The organism is Nocardia sp. NPDC003269, from assembly GCF_042888005.1.
GTDB lineage: Bacteria > Actinomycetota > Actinomycetes > Mycobacteriales > Mycobacteriaceae > Nocardia.
In genome coordinates this window covers 1,231,046-1,248,724 of record NZ_JBIAPA010000002.1, presented here as the reverse complement: position 1 = coordinate 1,248,724, position 17,679 = coordinate 1,231,046, and the positions used below count along the sequence as shown (strand labels likewise).

Here is a 17,679-nt window from a genome sequence, read left to right as displayed (position 1 = left end):
CCATGAAGTTGCGCAAGAAGAGCCGATTCCCGATGGACTCCGTCGACATCGGACCACTGCAGCTCAAAGCCCGTCAAGTGTCCTTCGATCTGACCGCAACGCCACTGCACTGGATTCCCGGTCATCCAGTCGCCTCGCACACGGTGAGCGCCTACCACCTGTTGTTTCCCGAGGTCGAGCGATTCTTCATCGAGGCGTTCAAGGAAGCATTGCCCGACGTTCACGACCCTCGCCTTCGCGAAGACGTGCTCGGGTTCATCGGCCAGGAGACCATGCACTCCAACGCACACGAGGAGTCACTCGACGACTTCTTCGGACGCAACGGCATCGATCCTGAGCCGCTGCTGGCCCAATCGCGGTTCCTGCTCGGCAAGGTGCTCGGCGCCAGAACCTATCGCAATCCGCGCCGGGTTCGGCAACATCTGATCAACCGATTGGCGATCACCGCCGCACTCGAGAATTTCACTGCCTTTCTCGGACATTTCGTGCTCAACTGCACGTGGGACGAGTACCGCGCCGACCCGAACATGACGGCGCTGTTCCGCTGGCACGGCGCCGAAGAGATGGAACACCGCAACGTCGCCCACGATCTGGCCGAGTACTTCGACAACCGGTACTACCGGCGAGTGCGCACCATGCTGCTGGTGTTCCCCATGACGATCTGGCTGTCGAGTCGGTTCATCTGGTACCTCGTCAAGAACGACCCCGCCGCGCCTACGTCGCGGCTGCGGGTGTTGCGCGACGTGCTGCGCGGCGGACGGCTCGGGCTGCTCCCGACGTTGACCACCGTCCTGAGCTCTGCCTTCGACTACCTCAAGCCCCGATTCCGCCCCGACGACACCGGCTCGATGGCCCAAGCGCTGTCCCATCTGGCCACCATCGAGTCCCGTCCCACGGCACAGCAGGGGTGATCATGTCCTACCGGCTTCGTCTGCGCGACGTACCCGCCCATGCCCACGGGCGATTCCGGCGCGATCCACTGATGGCGCTGATCGCGACCGGCATCGACGTCCTGAACTGGATCGACGGCTTCACCGAGCCACCGGAGCGCGTGCCCGGGCAGCCTCAGCAGTTCTTAGGCGTGGTGGTCACCGACCGTCGTCTGGTCGCCCTCGACGAGAATGTCGTCGCGTTGACCTTCGAACTGCCCGACGGCGGGCAGCTGCCGAACTGGCGGCCGGGTGCGCACCTCGATGTCGAGCTGCCCTCGGGCACCCTGCGCCAGTACTCGCTGTGCGGTGACCCCACCGACCGGGCCCGCTATCGCATCGCGGTCCGTCTCATCCCGCACGGCCGTGGCGGTTCCGCCGAAGTCCACCGAGAGCTGCCGGTGGGAGCCGAGCTGCGGATCGGCATGCCGCGCAACGCTTTCCCGCTCGCGGTCGGCGGCTACAATCAGCGCACGACCGCGGTGCGCCTGATCGCAGGCGGTATCGGCATCACCCCGATCCTGCCGATGATCGCGCTGCTCGAGCAGGTGGGGATGCCGTGGTCGATGATCTACTGCGGACGCACCATCGACTCCATGGCCTTCCTGCCTGAGCTCGAGCCCTATCGGCACAAGATCACCGTCCACAGCGACGACGAGTCCGGCTTCGCCGCGCCCGCCACACTGCTGGGCGACCTGTCCGGCACACCCGCGGTGTACACCTGTGGACCGGCGCCGATGGTCGACGCGCTACGCGCCGCCCTGGCGGACCGGCCAGATGTCGAGTTCCACTACGAACGGTTCTCCGCGGCTCCGGTCATCGACGGCGAAGAATTCGACATCTGTCTGGCGGGCACCGGCGAGGTCTTGACCGTCGGAGCCGAACAGACGGCGTTGGACGCGATCCTGTCCGCCCGCCCGGACGCTACCTACTCCTGTCAGCAGGGGTTCTGTCGCTCGTGCGCTGTGCGCGTGCTCGCGGGTATCCCCGACCACAGGTCGACCGCCCTGACCCCGCAGGAATTGGAGGCGGGATACTTTCTCCCATGTGTGTCACGTGCCGAGGGATCGCTGACTGTCGAGCTGTAGGTCGGCGATGACCGCGAGCTCGCGACGCCGGCAACAGAACGAGAACGGCGTCGCTACTCATCAGCGCATCGTGGAGGCGGCACTCGAAGTGCTCGCCACCCGCGGCTGGCGCAATGCCAGCGTCGCTGAGGTGGCCGAGCGCGCCGGGGTGACCCGTGGCGCCGTTCAGCACCATTTCAAGGACCGGGACGGGCTGTTCACCGCCTCGGTTGCGCACATCATGGACACCCGTATCCGGGAGATCGAGGCGTTCCAGCACGCAGCCGGCCCGGGTCCCGACAGCACTCGCGACACCGTCCACCGGATCGTCGAGCTGCATCAGGGCCCGACGTTCAAGGCCGCCCTGCAACTGTGCATCGCCGCCTCGGACGACCCGGTGCTCGCACCGCGGGTCGCGGCTATGGAACTCGAGGTCGGTGCCCGCGGCTTCTGGGCCCTGATCGAGTTGCTGCATCTGGACGGCAACAACCCCACCGTGCGTACCACTGTCCAAGCCTTCCTCGACAGTGCTCGCGGCCTCGGCCTGGCAGGCATGCTCAACGACGACTCCCGCCGTCGCGGCCTCGTCGCCGACCGGTGGGCACAGATGCTCGACGAACTCCGTTAGCCGATACGATCGGCGGATGCCTGCCGCCAGTCCGCTCGACCGCGCTCTCACCGCGCGGTCGGCCATCTTGAGCGTCCTGCTCGGCGCGCATCCCGCCGAAGCGACGGCCAGGTCGATCGTTCGGGTCGGGACCGCGCTCGGCCTGCAGGAGTCCGCAGTCCGGGCCGCGTTGACTCGTATGGTCGGGGCGGGCGATCTCGAACGCAGTGACGCGACCTACCGGCTCTCCGAACGCCTCGCCGAACGACAGCGCCGCCAGGACGCCGCCGTCTCCCCCAGCCCGCGGCCGTGGCAGGGCCAGTGGGTGCTTGCCCTGGTGACCGTGGGCGCCACCGATTCCACCGACCGGGCCGCGTTCCGGGAAACCTTGCGGCAGGCCCGGTTCGGTGAACTCCGCGAGGGTGTGTGGGGCAGGCCGGACAACATCGCCCTCAGCCTGCCCGACGCTGCCCGCGACCGCCTCACCCTGTTCCACGGCCGGCCAGAGGAGCCGTCGAACGCCCTGGCCGACCGGCTGTTCGAGCCCGCCCGCTGGGCCGCCCGCGCGGACGAACTGCTGGCCACGTTCGCCGGAGCAGGCACTCTCACGGCCCGTTTCGAGGTCGCGGCCGCGATGGTCCGTCATATCCTCGACGATCCGGTCCTGCCGGACGAACTGCTGCCCGCCGACTGGCCGGGCACCGCGATGCGCACCGCTTATGCCGGGTTTCGCAGCGAGTTCTACGACTTCGCGGTCGAGCACCTCGGCGAGCGGCCGCCGCAGATCCTGTGATTCACGCCGGCTTCCGCGAGCGATCGGGCTCACCCCGGTGCCGTGACGCCCGTCCATCGATGCCGAGCACCCGCCATAGTCTCCGGGACACCGCGTTCATCAAACCGATCTCTTCGGCCAGCATCCGCACGTCACCGAAGTAGCCGCGCAGCGTCGCGCGCGCAGACGGCGATCCCCAGAACACCTCGCGCCGCACCTCGTCCGGGATGTCGAACTCGTTCCAGAACGTCCGTGGCGGCACCACGATCAATTCGCAGGCGACCCGCAGCGCGATCGGGAAGACCAGCGACAACAACAGTCGTGCGGGCGCGGACGCGCGCGGAACGTGCCGGCGCAGGAATTCGTGCGCGAAAGAGATGTGGCGGGCTTCCTCGGCCACATGAATCCGCATGACACCGCGGACCAGCGGGTGGTAGTCGTCCTCGCCGCGCAGATACTGCTTCTGGACGTGGTCGATCGGTTCCTCACCGGCGAGCACGCACATGAAGAAGAACGACGCCGAGATGCGCGGGAACAACGCGACCAGCGGCGAGACCAGCTGGAACAGCGGACCGAATCCCGGTGCGTCGACCCCGGTCCGGTTCACCGCCTCCTGGAACATCAGGGTGTGGTTGCACTCCTCGATGACCTCGTGGGTGCCGTAGCGGAATTCGGCCGATCCGTTCGGCAGCCGCACCAGGTAGACCATGAAGCCGGCGATGAGCAGCTGTTCGAACTGCAAACCGACTCGTGCCGTGTTCGCCTGCCGGTACATGCCGATGGCGATCTGCCGTTCTCGTGACTGCGCCCGGTACCAGGGATGGCCGCCGATCGGGTCGAACGCGGGCAGGATCCAGCGCGGGTCATCGGGCACCACCCGGGCTTCTGATGCGTCCCACGGCACGTCACGATAGGGATCGAAGTGGCGGTGGACGGAGGCGTCCGCCAGTTCGTGCAGCAATCGCGCGTAGTCGGCCGGTTCACCGGCGCGATTGCGATCATCCGGCAACCGTTGAGCTGCGGTCATCATTGTCTCCTTGTCCTAGCCGAGTTTCGGGGTGAGCCGGTCGATGATCGCTCCGGTGTCCAAGCCGACCGGCAAGGTGCCGAAGACATCGCCGCGGTCACGGCCGAGCCGCGTGCGGGTGAAAGCGTCGGCGACGGCGGGGTGGCCGAAGCGGACCAGCAGCGAACCCTGCAGGACCAGCGCCATGTCGCCGACGATGCGGCGGGCACGGTGCTGCGCGGTCTCGAAGTCGGTGAACTCGCCCTCCAGCCGGGTGACCGCGGCATCCAGCTCGGCGTCGGCGCCCGCGGCGAGTTTCACCTCGTCGAGGAAGGCCCCGAGTGCGGCGGGCTGTTTCGCCATGGCCCGCAACGTATCCAGCGCGGCCACATTGCCCGAACCCTCCCACACCGACATCAACGGCGCTTCGCGATAGAGCCGCGGCATCCGGGAGTCCTCGACGTAACCGTTGCCGCCGAGGCACTCCAGGGCCTCGGCGGTGTGGATCGGCGCACGCTTGCACACGTAGTACTTGCTGACCGCCAGGCTGATCCGCCGCAGCAGATCGGCCTCCTCGTCGCCGGTGACGGCCAGATCGGTCAGCGCGGCCAGCCACAGCGCGGCCGTGGTGGCTCCCTCGGCCTCCACCACCAGATCCGCCAGTACATTGCGCATGAGCGGCTGGTCGATGAGGTTCGCGCCGAAGGCCTTCCGGTACACGGCGTGGTGCACGGCATTGACCGCGCCGGTGCGCATGACGGTCGCCGATCCGAGCGTGCAGTCGAGGCGGGTGAGGTTGACCATCTCGATGATGGTCGGCACGCCACGGCCCTCGTCACCGACCAGCCAGCCGACCGTGTTGTCGTACTCGACCTCGCTGCTGGCGTTGGAACGGTTACCCAGCTTGTTCTTCAGCCGCTGCAGGTGGAACGGATTACGGGTGCCGTCCGGCAGGACTCGGGGGACGAAGAAGCACGACAGTCCGCCCGGCGCCTGGGCGAGGACCAGGAAGAAGTCCGACATGGGCGCCGAGGTGAACCACTTGTGCCCGGTGATCCGGTAGCTGCCGTCGGCCTGGACGACGGCGGTCGTGGTGTTGGCGCGGACGTCGGAGCCGCCCTGCTTCTCCGTCATCGACATGCCCGCGATCAACCCGGGCTTGCTCGCGAGCGGGGCGAGCACGGGATCGTAGACGCGCGAGGTCAGCAGCGGTTCGAGCTGGGCGGCCAGCTCCGGGTTCGCCCGCAGAGCGGGCACGACGGCGTAGGTCATCGAGATGGGGCAGCCGTGTCCGCCGTCGACCTGGCTCCAGACGCTCATCTTCGCCGCCCGGACCAGATGCGGCGCGGGCCGGGTGTCGGCCCACGGGGAGCCGTGCAGTCCGAACCCGGTCGCCAGGCTCATGAGCTCGTGGTAGGCGGGGTCGTAGCGGACCTCGTCGACGCGGTGGCCGTAGCGGTCGTGGGTGTGCAGCACGGGCTGATGGGCCTCGGCGAGGTCACCGAGTTCCTGGGCGTAGGCGCTGCCGGCCAGGCGGCCCAGCTCGTGCAGTTCAGGCAGTGCGTGCTCGGCGCCGCCACGACGCAGGGCTTCCAGGACGACCGGCTGGTCGGCGGCGTCGAAGTCGACCAGGGGCAATGCCTGGTTGGTGACCGAATGGGTCGGCATGGGGCAGGTCTCCGTTCACCGGACGGGCCGCGGACCGGCAGACGGGATCGCGGCAGATATCTATTACGAGTTTGAAGCGCGCGATGTAAATTTGCAATACACATCCCGACGTCGATCCCTCCGACGACGGGTCATCCGAAAGGAGAACCGTGCCTGACCAGCACGAACACGACGGCCTGCGGCCTGCCGCCTGGTACGAGAACTGGACCGAGGTCCCGGGTTCCCCGTGGGCGAACCGGGGCGAACCCCCGGCCGGACGTGAATACCGGACCCTCACCTACGAGCGGGACGGGCGCATCGCGCGCATCACCTTCGACCGGCCGGAGAAGGGCAACTCCATCACCCCCGACACCCCGGTCGAGCTGGCCGACGCGGTCGAGCGCGCCGATCTGGACCCTCGCGTACACGTCATCGTGGTCTCCGGCCGCGGCAAGGGGTTCTGCGGCGGCTACGACCTGAGCATGTTCGCCGAACAGGGCACGCCCGCCGAGGGCACCGAATCCACCGAGGGCACTGCGATCGACCCGGTCGCCCAGGCGATCAACCACAACCCCTGGGGCACCTGGGACCCTATGCTCGACTACGCCATGATGAGCCGCTTCAATCGCGGCTTCGCCAGCCTGCTGCACGCGAACAAACCGACCGTCGCCAAACTGCACGGCTTCGCGGTCGCGGGCGGCACCGATATCGCCCTGTTCTGCGACCAGATCATCTGCGCCGACGACACCAAGATCGGCTATCCACCCACCCGGGTCTGGGGCATCCCGGCGGCGGGCATGTGGGCGCACCGCCTCGGTGACCAGCGCGCCAAGCGGCTGCTGTTCACCGGTGACTGCATCACCGGCAAACAGGCCGCCGAGTGGGGCCTGGCCGTAGAGTCCCGTCCCGCCGACGAACTCGACGAGCGGACCGAGGCGCTCGTCGCGCGCATCTCCCGCATGCCGGTCAACCAGCTGATGATGGCCAAGCTGGCGCTCAACTCCGCACTGCACAGCCAGGGTGTCACCAACTCGGGCATGATCAGCACCGTCTTCGACGGCATCTCCCGCCATACCCGCGAGGGTTACGCCTTCCAGCTGCGTTCGGCCACTGCCGGTTTCCGCGAGGCCGTGCGCGAACGCGATGAGCCCTTCGGCGACCACAAACGCCACCGTTCCCGCACCGGAGAGCAGGCCTGAGATGAGTGCCACCACCGTCGTCACCGAACAGCGCGGCCCTGTCACCCTGATCGGGATCAACCGCCCCGAGGTGCGCAACGCCGTCGATCTCGCCACCGCGACCGCCCTCGCCGACGCCTTCCGCGCCTTCGACACCGACCCGGACAGTGCCGTGGCCGTGCTCCACGGCATCGGCGGAACATTCTGTGCCGGAGCCGATCTCAAGGCCGTCGCGTCGGGGTCACCCAATCGCTTCGCGCCCGACGGTGACGGGCCGATGGGCCCGACCCGAATGATGCTGGGCAAACCGGTGATCGCCGCGATCGCCGGTCACGCGGTCGCAGGCGGTCTGGAGCTGGCGATCTGGGCAGACCTGCGGGTCGTGGAAGAGACCGCGGTCCTCGGTGTCTTCTGCCGCCGCTGGGGCGTACCGCTCATCGATGGCGGCACCTACCGGCTCCCGCGGCTCATCGGCACCAGCCGCGCCATGGACCTGGTACTGACCGGCCGCCCGGTGGACGCAGCCGAAGCACACGCCCTCGGCCTGGCGAATCGCGTCGTCCCACCTGGCCGTGCCCTGGACGAGGCGGTCGCCCTCGCCGAACAACTCGCTATCTTTCCGCAGACCTGCCTGCGGCACGATCGCCTGTCACTGCTCGAACAGGACGGCCTGACCGAGACCGAGGCGGCGGCCGGCGAATTTCGGCACGGTTCGATCTCCCTCGCCGCAGACACTCTCACCGGCGCCGGGCGGTTCGCCGCCGGCGCGGGCCGACACGGCAGTTTCGACACCACCGGAAGGACCACCACCTGATGAACACCCTCACCGACCGCGTCGCCCTCGTCAGCGGCAGCGGCCGCGGCATCGGCGCCGAGATCGCCCGCAAACTCGCCGCCCACGGAGCGCGGGTCGTCGTCAACGATCTCGACCCGGCGGCCGCGGCGGAGGTCACCGCCGACATCACCGCACGCGGCGGCACCGCCGTCGCCTGCGCGGGCGACGTGACCGAGGCCGGTTTCGCCGACCACTTCGTGGCCACCGCGGTCGACGAGTTCGGCGGGCTGGACATCATCGTCAACAACGCCGGCTACACCTGGGACGGGGTGGTGCAGAAGATGAGCGACGAGCAGTGGGACGCCATTCTCGACGTCCACCTCAAGGCGCCCTTCCGGATCCTGCGTGCCGCCCAGCCGGTGATCAGCACGGCCGCCAAACGTGAACAGGCCGAGGGGAACCCCGTCACCCGCAAGGTCGTCAACATCTCCTCGCTGGCCGGGTTGTCCGGCAACGCGGGCCAGATCAACTACTCCTCGGCCAAGGCCGGGCTACTCGGCATGACCAAGGCGATGGCCAAGGAGTGGGGCCGCTACCGCGTCACGGTGAACGCCGTGGCGTTCGGCCTCATCCGGACCCGGCTGACCGAAGCCACCGCGGGCGAGGATGCCTCGATCACCGTCGGCGACCGCGAGATCCGCGTCGGGGTGAATCCCCTGGTCCTGCAGGCCGCCCAGCATCTGGCACCACTCGGCCGCCTCGGCACACCCGAGGAGGCCGCGGGAGCGGTCTACCTGCTGTGCCTGCCGGAGTCCGACTATGTCACCGGGGAGGTCCTGGCATGTAGCGGCGGCCTCGTCGGCTGATCGACGGCCCAGCTCGCGCGGGGAGCACAGCTGGTCGCGGACGGTGTAATCGAATCAAGGCTCATCCCCGCCGTACGCACCGACATCGGCCGACCCGCCGCGCTCTCCAAGCGCCTGTCTGCCCCACCCGGGCGCCCGTTTCCCCGTGCGAGAGGCGGGCGCCCCGACCGGGTTCAGGGGAGTTGACCGAAGGCTGCACGGCCCTCGGAAGTACTCACGATTCTGCACGCATTCTGCACGAAAAAATGGCTGGCCGACATGGGAAACCATGTCTGACCAGACATTATGTGTGGTCCCAGCTGGTTTCGAACCAGCGACCTTCCGCGTGTGAGGCGGACGCTCTCCCGCTGAGCTATGGGACCGAACACTGTGTCGAGAGGATTTGGAGGGCCTCTCGAACGAGATGGAACATTAGCACGGTGCACCCGGGTGACACCAAATCGCCTCGTGAACGGGGGCTTCGGGGTCCACAGCTTGTTCTGTGGACCGCCGCCCGCGCGCCCCGGGTTCAGCCGGGGTTCCACCAGTCGCATGGTTTAGTGCGCATATCTACGTTATTTCATGTAAGAGGCGGCAGCTCGATCGAGAGCTCGGCCCGACCGGGAAGTCCAAGCCCCGACCGCAACCGTCACGGACGATTCGGCGCGCATCCACCGCCGCCACACCCCGCCGACGACCGAACAACACGTCTGTAATTCACATTTAGGCCCATCTACCAGCCGATTTGTAGTCTGCGCCGACCGTCGGCTAATGTTTTCCTCGCACCACGGAGAGCAGCCAAGCCGCAAGGCCGACAGCCTCCGGAAGTGCGAATGCGGATGTAGCGCAGTGGTAGCGCATCACCTTGCCAAGGTGAGGGTCGCGGGTTCAAATCCCGTCATCCGCTCGAGAGGTAGGTTAGGCATTCATGTCCATCCTCCTTTGCGCGGTGGAGTGGCCGAGTGGTGAGGCAACGGCCTGCAAAGCCGTGCACACGGGTTCGATTCCCGTCTCCACCTCGCGCGATTAGCTCAGCGGGAGAGCGCTTCCCTGACACGGAAGAGGTCACTGGTTCAATCCCAGTATCGCGCACCACAAGAAGGCCCCGGTTTCGACCGGGGCCTTCTTGCGTTTCCGGGCCCGACGGGCCACGGCATGTAACCCAGGTCACTCCCGGCCCGGATTCCGTCGGCGCTCCCCTAGGATCGGCACTCGGCGTCGCCGGGCCGGTGACGGCGACGCGGACCAGCAGTACGGAGGGGCGAGCAGTTGAGGCAGATCCTGTTGTCGGCGGGGATCGCCCTGTTCGTCACCATCACCCTCACCCCGGTCCTGATCCGGGTGTTCGCGCGCCGCGGCTTCGGGCAGGAGATCCGGATCGACGGACCCGCCAGCCACCAGACCAAACGCGGCACCCCGACGATGGGTGGGCTGGCGATCGGTGCGGGCGTGTGGGCCGGATTCCTCGGCTCGCACCTGATCGGCCTGCTGTGGGACGCGCCGGGGCCCAGCGCTTCGGGCATTCTGGTGCTGCTGCTGGCCTCGGCACTGGGCATGGTCGGCTTCCTCGACGACTCGATCAAGCTGCGCAAACACCGCAATCTCGGCCTGACCGCGGCGGGCAAGTATCTCGGGCAGATCGGCGCCGCGGTGGTGTTCGCGGTGCTCGCGCTGCGTTTCCCCGGCGCGACCGGGCTCACCCCCGCCGGCCACAATCTCTCCTACGTCCGCGACATCAACACCATCGCCTTCGGGTCGCTGATCTTCGTCGCGTTCATCTGCCTGCTGGTGGTGGCGTGGTCGAACGCCGTCAACATCACCGACGGGCTCGACGGTCTCGCGGCCGGTTCGATGAGCCTGACGCTGGGCGCCTACGTGGTGATCACGCTGTGGCAGTTCGAGAACTCGTGCGAGCTCAGCCCCGGGCGCGGCTGCTACAACGTGCGCGATCCGCTCGATCTCGCGGTGGTCAGCGCCGCCGCCGCGGGCGCGTGCATCGGGTTCCTGTGGTGGAACGCGGCGCCCGCCAAGATCTTCATGGGCGACACCGGCTCGCTCGGCCTCGGTGGTCTGGTGGCCGGACTGTCGATCACCAGCCGCACCGAACTGCTCGCGGTGGTGCTCGGCGCGCTGTTCGTCGCGGAGATCATGTCGGTGGTGCTGCAGATCGTCGTCTTCCGCACCACGCACACGCGGTTGTTCCGGATGGCGCCGTTCCATCACCACTTCGAACTGAACAACTGGCCCGAAACCGCGGTGATCATCCGGTTCTGGGTGCTCGCGGGCATCGCGTCGGCGATCGGGCTGTGCCTGTTCTACGGCGAGTACATCACCGCGCTGTAGCCGGGAACTGTCGGCCCGCCCCGCTACGCTGACCCGACACGAGCGAGCGGGAGGTGGCCCAGTGAGTACCGGGAGTGGGCGGGAACTCGATCACGACATCGCTACCGATGTCTCCTTCGAGCTCGAGGAACTCGACGAGCTGGTCGCCGAACTGCTCACCGAGCACGCCGAACGCGCGGCCAGGGACGCGCGCATCGTCGCCCTGCGCTTGGGCATCGGCGGGCAGCGCCCCGAAACCCTCACCCGCATCGGCGCCCGCTACGACCTGGCCCGCGACCGGGTCCGCCAGCTCTACGCCAAGGCGATCGGGCAGCTCGTGCGCGAAGCCGCCCGCTCCGGGCATCGCTGCGCCGAGGTGTTCGGGCACCGCTACCCGCGCGACGCGGGCGATCTGCGGCTGGTGCGGGAACTGCTCGCCGAGACCTACGCCACCGACACCGATCTGGTGGCGATGGAATGGTCGTATCTGAAGCTGCGCCTGGCCGGGCACGACCAGGCCGACGCCAAGCGCGTCGCCGGATACGTGATGCAGCGAATCCTGGGCTGGCAGAAGAAGACCGCCAGCATCCTGGCCAAACTGCACCCCCTCGACGAGACCGACGAGCTGGGGCCGCTGCTCGACGACGTCGAGTGGGCCACCGGCACCCCCGCTCCCCTGCCGACCGCCTCGGCCCGCGTCGCCGACGGTGACGACGACGGCCGCGGCCGCTTCTATCTCGCCACCGTCGGCCGCGACGTCGCCTACGACTCCGCGCTGGCGGCCCGGCTGCTGCGCACCCTCGACGCCGGCGCCGCGGTGACGGCGTTCCAGGAGGAACCGACGGCGCTCACCTACAGCTTCGACGGCGCGGACCACGTGCACTATCCGACGGCCGCCGCCCAGCTCGCCGACGGCCGGATGGTGCTCGTCGACGTCGTCCCGCTGGGCCGGATCGCCTTCCACCACACCCGGATCCAGAGCGAGCTCGCCCGCGCCTACGCCCACGACCACGGCTGGGGCTGGCTGGCGTGGACCGGCAGCGCGCTGGACCCGGCCCGGCTACGGGCCCGCGCCACCGACCCGGCGATCGAGGAACGCATCGCCGCCGATCTCGACCGGGGCCCCTACGATCGGGGCGCGCTGGCGAGCCTGCGCGCCGAGACCGGCCTCGAGCTGCTCGACCTCGCAGGTCTCGTTCTGCGCAACGACTGGCGGTGGGATCGGACGCCCATGCGCCTCAGCGCGTCACCATCGCACCGGCCAGCACGGTGATCACCAGCAGCATCGCGCAGCAGGTGAGCCACTGCCACTGATTGATCGTGCGGTCCATCCGCCCGATCGTCGCGCGCAGGCCCGCCGCGATCCGCTGCTGGGCGACCAGCTCGCTGCGCACCCCGGCCAGGGTGATCGCCTCGGCGTCGGCGTTCACGCCCGCGCGGTCGATCCGGTGGTGCAGGCGGGTGACCAGCTTCTGCTTGTCGCGCACGGTCTGTCGCGACACCGCCAGCTGGACCCGCTGGTCACGCAGTTCCCCGCGCTGATGCTCGATCATCGCGGCCTGCGCCGCGGTATGCCGTTCCCAGGTGTCCACCTCGGCCCACCCTCCTGTCGTCGAATCCGCGTGACCCCAGTGGATCTCGCCGGTCACCCACCCCGCGAGGAAGTCACGCAGTTCCCAGCCCGGCCGCACCGGACCGGCGAAACCCGTCTCGCCTGCGGCGAGCATGCCCTGGTCGATGCGGTAGTCGGCGGCCGCGGGCGAGAAATCGGCGATGCCGACCGCGGGCACCAGCGGCACCCAGTAGCCCTGCGGGCAGACCCACAGCACGTCGTCGATGCCCACCGCCTGCAGGCGTCTGCGGTGTGCGCGGGCCGCGGTGATGTCGAGGGGGCCGCTGCGCACCTCGACCACGCAGCGCCGGTCGCCGCGTCGCCAGAAGATGTCGACCGGGATGTCGCCGACCCGGGCGTCGACCTCGGCTTCCTCGGCGCCCGCCGCTGTCAGCCTGCCGCAGATCCAGTGTTCGAGCCGCTGGGTATTCCATTGGGTCGCCACGCATTCGGGGCAACCACAGCCGTATCCGGTGCGTTCCGGCGCCGCCCGCCGGGTCCCTTCGGAGATGCCGAGTTCGTCGAGCAGCGCCCGCCGTCCGCACACCACCTGGGTGTCGCTTCGCCGCTTCGTCCTCACACCACACTCCCTCACCAGGGACCCTGACGTGTGCCCGCGCCCACGCCCTGTTCTCCAGGTTCCCGCAGCCACCGACAGGCCGCCAGCCCCCTTGACCCGCGCTCGGGTGCGTCACCGACCGGTGATCGAGATCACAAACGCGACTCCACTTGAATATCAAGCTATTTCATTGTGCCGACGTCGCAGAACGTCGCCGAGATCTTGATCATTTCGATACACAGACCGGGCCTGTTGCCCGTCCATTTCGTCCGGATTACGAAACGCTTCGGCGCGTCGCCGATCCGGTCACCGGGACATCGCGACGACGCGGCCGCAGCGCCCGGTGGATATGATCGCTGCGGCCGGGGCGGGCACGCTCGCCGAGCACGGGAAGTAGGGTGTGCATGAACCACGCTGAGCACGACGAGTCCATCGGGTCGATGCTGGCGAGTATCGCCGCGGCGCTGCGTGAGGTCAGTGACAAGCTCGATATCGTCGCCGCCCGGGTCCAGCAGGAAGTCCCCGCCTTCCCCGCCGACGAGGATCTGCCCGACCAGACCAGGATCCGCAGGCTCGAGACCTGGGCATTCCATGCGTCACAGGACATTTCCCGGCTCAGCGCCCGGCTCGACGCCCTCGACGGTGGCGATCCCGAACCGGCACCCCGCGCCCGGGGCACCCGCAGCCGCCGGGAAGTGCGGGAGGCCGCCGAAGCCGCCGAGCGCGCGGCCACCGATCCGGGCGCGGGAGAAGAGTTCTCGGCCCCGCCCGGCGACCGGCCGCCGCTGGAGCGCCGGCATTCCCGGACCGATCACCTCGGCGACCCGACCTGGCCGCTCACCGTCGCCCCGGTCCCCCGTTCCTCGACGAGCTTCGAACCGGTCGGTGAGTCGGCTTCCGAGGCAGCGCCGTTCGCCGATACCGCGCGGGCTGTGCGCTCGGGTCGCGCAGGACGGTCGGCTGAGGGGTCTGCGACAGGGGGCTTCGGGTCACCAACCGGGTCGGCCGTGGGGACGCTGTCGGAGGATGCCGCCGGGTCGGTGCCGCCGGTGAACGGCAGCGATCGTGCGGTGCGGGTGAACGGTGTGAGCCGGGTGGCCGGTGATGGCACCGACCGTGTGCCACCCGTGAACGGCAGGGCGCCGGTGAACGGTGCGTCCAGAGTCAATGGTGTGAAGCCGCGCAACGGGGTTCGGGTGCTCGACGAGGCGGGGGCGGTGCACGAGCTGCCTGCGCGGGGAGAGTCGGGCGTCGGTGACCGTGTGCTGGGTGTGCGGATCGCCGCGCCGGTGGCGGACGGGTCTGCCCTCCCCTTGTCGGCGGGTGCGGGTGCTGCGGCAGGCTCGGATGCCGGAGCCGCCGCGCGGGTCGATGGATCGCGAGGTGTCGGCGGATCGGCAGCGTCGGCGGACGACGCCGCGGCGACGGTGTCGGCGAAGGGAATCGAGCGGGACGACGCGAAGCTCGCGGCGCGCGAGCCGGGCACTGGTGTGTCCGTACCGCAGCAGCAGACCGAGGAGACGAGGGTCGCGACCGCGCAGCCGGTCGATGATGTCGCCGCGGCCGAGTCCGCGCGGCGGTGGGCCGATCGGCTCGCGGCGGCGGCCGCGGACCAGCCGACGGGCGACGTCGTCCCGACCGCGGCCGCGCGGGAGTGGGCCGACCGGCTCGCGGCCGCCGCGCAACAGCAGGTCGACGATGTCGTTCCCACGGCTACCGCCCGCGAATGGGCCGACCGCCTCGCCGCCGCGGCCGAACTGGATATGCGCGCGGCCGCCGCCGAACGGAGCCGGGAGGCCGCGACCGCGGAGCGGGCCGGGACGACCGGCGGTGTCGCCGCGCGGTTGGGGTCAGCGAACGGCCGGGCGGTCGAGTTGTCGGACGACAGTGTGATCGAGGCCGTGGACTGGCAAGTCACGCAGCGGTTGCCGCAGAACGGCGCGAGCCTGGGTGGTGCGGCCGGCGCTTCGGGTGGTGACGCCGAGGTCGCCGGGCGGACGGTGTCGATCTCCGCGCTCGGGCGCAATGGGGTGTCGCCGGACGCGGGGCTGTCAGGGGTGACGACAGGGGCTATGGCTGGGGACGGAACCGCAGCTGAGGTCGGAACCAGGATTGGGGCCGGAGCCGAGACTAGGGCCGAGACCGAGATCGGGGCCGGAACCGACATCGGGACCAGGGCCGGGGCCGAGATCAGGTCCAGGACCGAGATCGGGCCCAGGACCGAGATCGGGGCCGGGGCCGGGGCCGGGGCCGGGGATGAGCTCACCGTGCCGGGGCGGACAGCACCGGGGGTTGCCGCGCGTGGCGGTGATGGCGTGATCAACGGTGTCGTGGCGCCGCAGGCTAGTGCCGCTGCCGTCGACGCGCTGTCGGATCCCCCGACCGAGACCGGGGTGCGACCGCCCGGCGAGGCGGGTGTGGAGCGGGCCAGGCCGGTCGGCAGGCCCGTAGGCGGGACAGTCGCGCCCGTCGTGGGTACCGGATCATCGGAGGCATTGTCCGGCAATCGGATCGATGTCTCGAGCGGCGAACCCGAGCGGGTCGTGAGCGATCCCCGATCGGCCGGTCTCACCGCCGGTGTTCGTGGCGAGACCGCGGCGAACACCCACCAGGTGAACGGGTTCGATCCGCGATCCACCGCGGCACCGGGATCCGCCGGCTCGGGCACCACCGCCAGCGGCATCCATTGGACCTTCACCGACGAGGACCTGACCACACCGTCCACCCCGAGCTCGAACGGCCACGCCCGCAACGGCTTCACCGGTGACACCCAGCGCCCCGGATCGATCTTCGACGACGCGGCCCCGCGAGAGCGCCTGACCGCCCCCGGTGACACGTCGCCGTCGTCACCGCCCGCCCGCCTGTCCGCGCCGAAGGACACCACGCAGACCACCGGCGGTGAAGCACCGGCCGGATTCGGCGCCTCGCCGACCGCCACGCCGAACACGGGCCCGGAACCCACGGCCCGATTCGGCGCACCGACAACCGACCAGCCGAGCATGGGCCTATCGCCCGCAACCGGATTCGGCACACCTACGACCGACTCGGCAGGCGCAGGCACAACGCCCGCCAGCGGATTCGGCGCCTCGACGAGCACCCGAGACAGCGCGGGCATCGAACCCACGACCCGATTCGACGGCTCTACGACCGACCACGGCGGCACGGCCTTCGAACCCACGACGCGATTCGGCGCACCTAGCGGCGATGACGGAAGCGCGCGCCTGGAGCCTACGACTCGATTCGGGGAGACCCTGAGCGACCGAGGCGACGCGGGCATCGAACCGACAACGCGATTCGGCGCCTCGACGAGCAGCCGAGACAACGCAGGTATCGAACCCGCGACCCGATTCGACGGTTCGACCACCGACCACGGCGGCACGGCCTTCGAACCCACGACGCGATTCGGCGCACCTAGCGGTGATGACGGAAGCGCGCGCCTGGAGCCTACGACTCGATTCGGGGAGACCCTGAGCGGCCGAGGCGACGCGGGCGTCGAGCCCACCACGCGATTCGGCTCTTCGACGACCGACCACCGGTACCCGGGCATCGAGGCCGCGGGTGGCTATGGCGGCGAGCGGACGCAGACCGGCGGGTTCGCCGCGGCGAATCCAGGCGGGCCGGATGCGCCGGCGACCAGCCCGCTCGATCGGGTGAGCTCCGATCCGGTTCCGCCGACCGCGACCGATGCGGCGGGGATCACCGTGACGGGGACGTTCCGTGCCTTCGATATCGAACGGGCGAACGTCGACAAGCTGCAGGCGATGCTCGACGAGCTGAAGCGATCCGCCGGGCTGCCGCCGGGACGGCGCGACGTCTTCGGACCACCGACAACCGACGCCGGCTGAGCTGCGGCGCTGTCCTCCGGTACGGGCACACACCCGGACACCGCGCCGGACCACTGACACGGAAGCCGCGCCAGGGCTCCGCCAGCGGCACCAGCCGGGCACTGCCACGACAGCGGAGTCCGCACCAGACCTCGCACGCACCAGGCCTTGACACGCGCCCCGGCCGCTGCCGACGGCGCAGGCCGAGCTCCGACGTCGGTGCCCAGCCTGCGCCGCGCCCCGAAAACCGCGCCAGGGCTCCGCCAGCGGCACCAGCCGGGCACCGCCACCGACAGCGGAGTCCGCACCAGGCCTCGGCACGCACCGGGCCTCGGCACGCACCATGCCTCGACACGCGCCCCGGCCGCTGCTGACGGCCCACGCCGAACTCCGACGCCGGCGCCCAGCCCGCGTCCCAGCCGCTGCCGACACCCCACACCGAACTCCGACGCCGGCGCCCAGCCCGCGTCCCAGCCGCTGCCGACACCCCACACCGAACTCCGACGCCGGCGCCCAGCCCGCGTCCCAGCCGCTGG

The 17,679-nt window shown here is 69.6% G+C and carries 13 protein-coding genes and 4 tRNA genes; 13 read left to right on the top strand and 4 right to left on the bottom strand.

Annotated features, from left to right (window positions below; translation table 11 throughout):
- Window positions 1-2 precede the first annotated feature (2 nt).
- Genes ACFYWJ_RS16140 through ACFYWJ_RS16125 form a run of 4 tightly spaced genes read left to right on the top strand, consistent with a single transcriptional unit; the run spans window position 3 to window position 3,396 of the window.
- Window positions 3-911: a metal-dependent hydrolase gene (locus ACFYWJ_RS16140; RefSeq protein WP_355277422.1), complete on the top strand. Its 909-nt coding sequence runs from the start codon at window positions 3-5 to the stop codon at window positions 909-911.
- A gap of 2 nt (window positions 912-913) precedes the next feature.
- Window positions 914-2,017: a PDR/VanB family oxidoreductase gene (locus ACFYWJ_RS16135; protein WP_355277424.1), complete on the top strand. Its 1,104-nt coding sequence runs from the start codon at window positions 914-916 to the stop codon at window positions 2,015-2,017.
- 7 nt (window positions 2,018-2,024) lie between these two features.
- A complete protein-coding gene (locus ACFYWJ_RS16130) occupies window positions 2,025-2,624 on the top strand; it encodes a TetR/AcrR family transcriptional regulator (protein WP_355277425.1) in 600 nt (199 codons plus the stop codon).
- A 16-nt stretch (window positions 2,625-2,640) separates the two neighbouring features.
- Window positions 2,641-3,396 carry a PaaX family transcriptional regulator C-terminal domain-containing protein gene (locus tag ACFYWJ_RS16125; RefSeq protein WP_355277427.1) on the top strand — a complete coding sequence of 252 codons (756 nt, stop codon included), beginning with the start codon at window positions 2,641-2,643 and terminating at the stop codon, window positions 3,394-3,396.
- Between the two features lies 1 nt (window position 3,397).
- On the opposite strand, the gene ACFYWJ_RS16120 is transcribed toward ACFYWJ_RS16125, so the two are convergent.
- Together ACFYWJ_RS16120 and ACFYWJ_RS16115 are read right to left on the bottom strand one after the other, a co-directional pair.
- Entirely contained in the window at window positions 3,398-4,402 is a 1,005-nt protein-coding gene (locus ACFYWJ_RS16120) for a diiron oxygenase (RefSeq protein WP_355277430.1), read from the bottom strand.
- Between the two features lie 15 nt (window positions 4,403-4,417).
- On the bottom strand, window positions 4,418-6,049 hold the full coding sequence (locus ACFYWJ_RS16115; RefSeq protein WP_355277433.1) for an acyl-CoA dehydrogenase family protein: 1,632 nt from the start codon (window positions 6,047-6,049) through the stop codon (window positions 4,418-4,420).
- Between the two features lie 149 nt (window positions 6,050-6,198).
- On the opposite strand from ACFYWJ_RS16115, the gene ACFYWJ_RS16110 reads away from it, so the two are divergent.
- Genes ACFYWJ_RS16110 through ACFYWJ_RS16100 form a run of 3 tightly spaced genes read left to right on the top strand, consistent with a single transcriptional unit; the run spans window position 6,199 to window position 8,847 of the window.
- Window positions 6,199-7,227, top strand: coding sequence for a crotonase/enoyl-CoA hydratase family protein (locus ACFYWJ_RS16110; RefSeq protein WP_355277436.1), 1,029 nt, complete (start codon window positions 6,199-6,201; stop codon window positions 7,225-7,227).
- A gap of 1 nt (window position 7,228) precedes the next feature.
- Complete coding sequence (locus ACFYWJ_RS16105; protein WP_355277438.1) at window positions 7,229-8,020, top strand: crotonase/enoyl-CoA hydratase family protein; 792 nt, start codon at window positions 7,229-7,231, stop codon at window positions 8,018-8,020.
- On the top strand, window positions 8,020-8,847 hold the full coding sequence (locus tag ACFYWJ_RS16100) for an SDR family oxidoreductase (RefSeq protein ID WP_355277441.1): 828 nt from the start codon (window positions 8,020-8,022) through the stop codon (window positions 8,845-8,847). Before ACFYWJ_RS16105 ends, ACFYWJ_RS16100 begins: the two co-directional genes overlap by 1 nt.
- A gap of 290 nt (window positions 8,848-9,137) precedes the next feature.
- On the opposite strand, the gene ACFYWJ_RS16095 is transcribed toward ACFYWJ_RS16100, so the two are convergent.
- A tRNA-Val gene (locus ACFYWJ_RS16095) sits at window positions 9,138-9,209 on the bottom strand.
- A gap of 452 nt (window positions 9,210-9,661) precedes the next feature.
- Here ACFYWJ_RS16095 and ACFYWJ_RS16090 point away from each other — a divergent pair.
- From ACFYWJ_RS16090 to ACFYWJ_RS16070, 5 genes are all read left to right on the top strand, one after another.
- A tRNA-Gly gene (locus ACFYWJ_RS16090) sits at window positions 9,662-9,733 on the top strand.
- A gap of 41 nt (window positions 9,734-9,774) precedes the next feature.
- Window positions 9,775-9,845: transfer RNA gene (locus ACFYWJ_RS16085), tRNA-Cys, on the top strand.
- A 1-nt stretch (window position 9,846) separates the two neighbouring features.
- Window positions 9,847-9,921: transfer RNA gene (locus tag ACFYWJ_RS16080), tRNA-Val, on the top strand.
- Between the two features lie 174 nt (window positions 9,922-10,095).
- Window positions 10,096-11,169 (top strand): phospho-N-acetylmuramoyl-pentapeptide-transferase, encoded by a 1,074-nt coding sequence (gene mraY / locus ACFYWJ_RS16075; protein WP_355277444.1) that lies wholly within the window; start codon window positions 10,096-10,098, stop codon window positions 11,167-11,169.
- Between the two features lie 61 nt (window positions 11,170-11,230).
- On the top strand, window positions 11,231-12,421 hold the full coding sequence (locus tag ACFYWJ_RS16070; protein WP_355277447.1) for a hypothetical protein: 1,191 nt from the start codon (window positions 11,231-11,233) through the stop codon (window positions 12,419-12,421).
- Here ACFYWJ_RS16070 and ACFYWJ_RS16065 read toward each other — a convergent pair.
- Window positions 12,387-13,340 (bottom strand): hypothetical protein, encoded by a 954-nt coding sequence (locus ACFYWJ_RS16065; RefSeq protein ID WP_355277449.1) that lies wholly within the window; start codon window positions 13,338-13,340, stop codon window positions 12,387-12,389. The genes ACFYWJ_RS16070 and ACFYWJ_RS16065 overlap by 35 nt on opposite strands.
- A 383-nt stretch (window positions 13,341-13,723) precedes the next feature.
- On the opposite strand from ACFYWJ_RS16065, the gene ACFYWJ_RS16060 reads away from it, so the two are divergent.
- A complete protein-coding gene (locus ACFYWJ_RS16060) occupies window positions 13,724-17,164 on the top strand; it encodes a hypothetical protein (RefSeq protein ID WP_355277451.1) in 3,441 nt (1,146 codons plus the stop codon).
- Window positions 17,165-17,679: the final 515 nt, after the last annotated feature.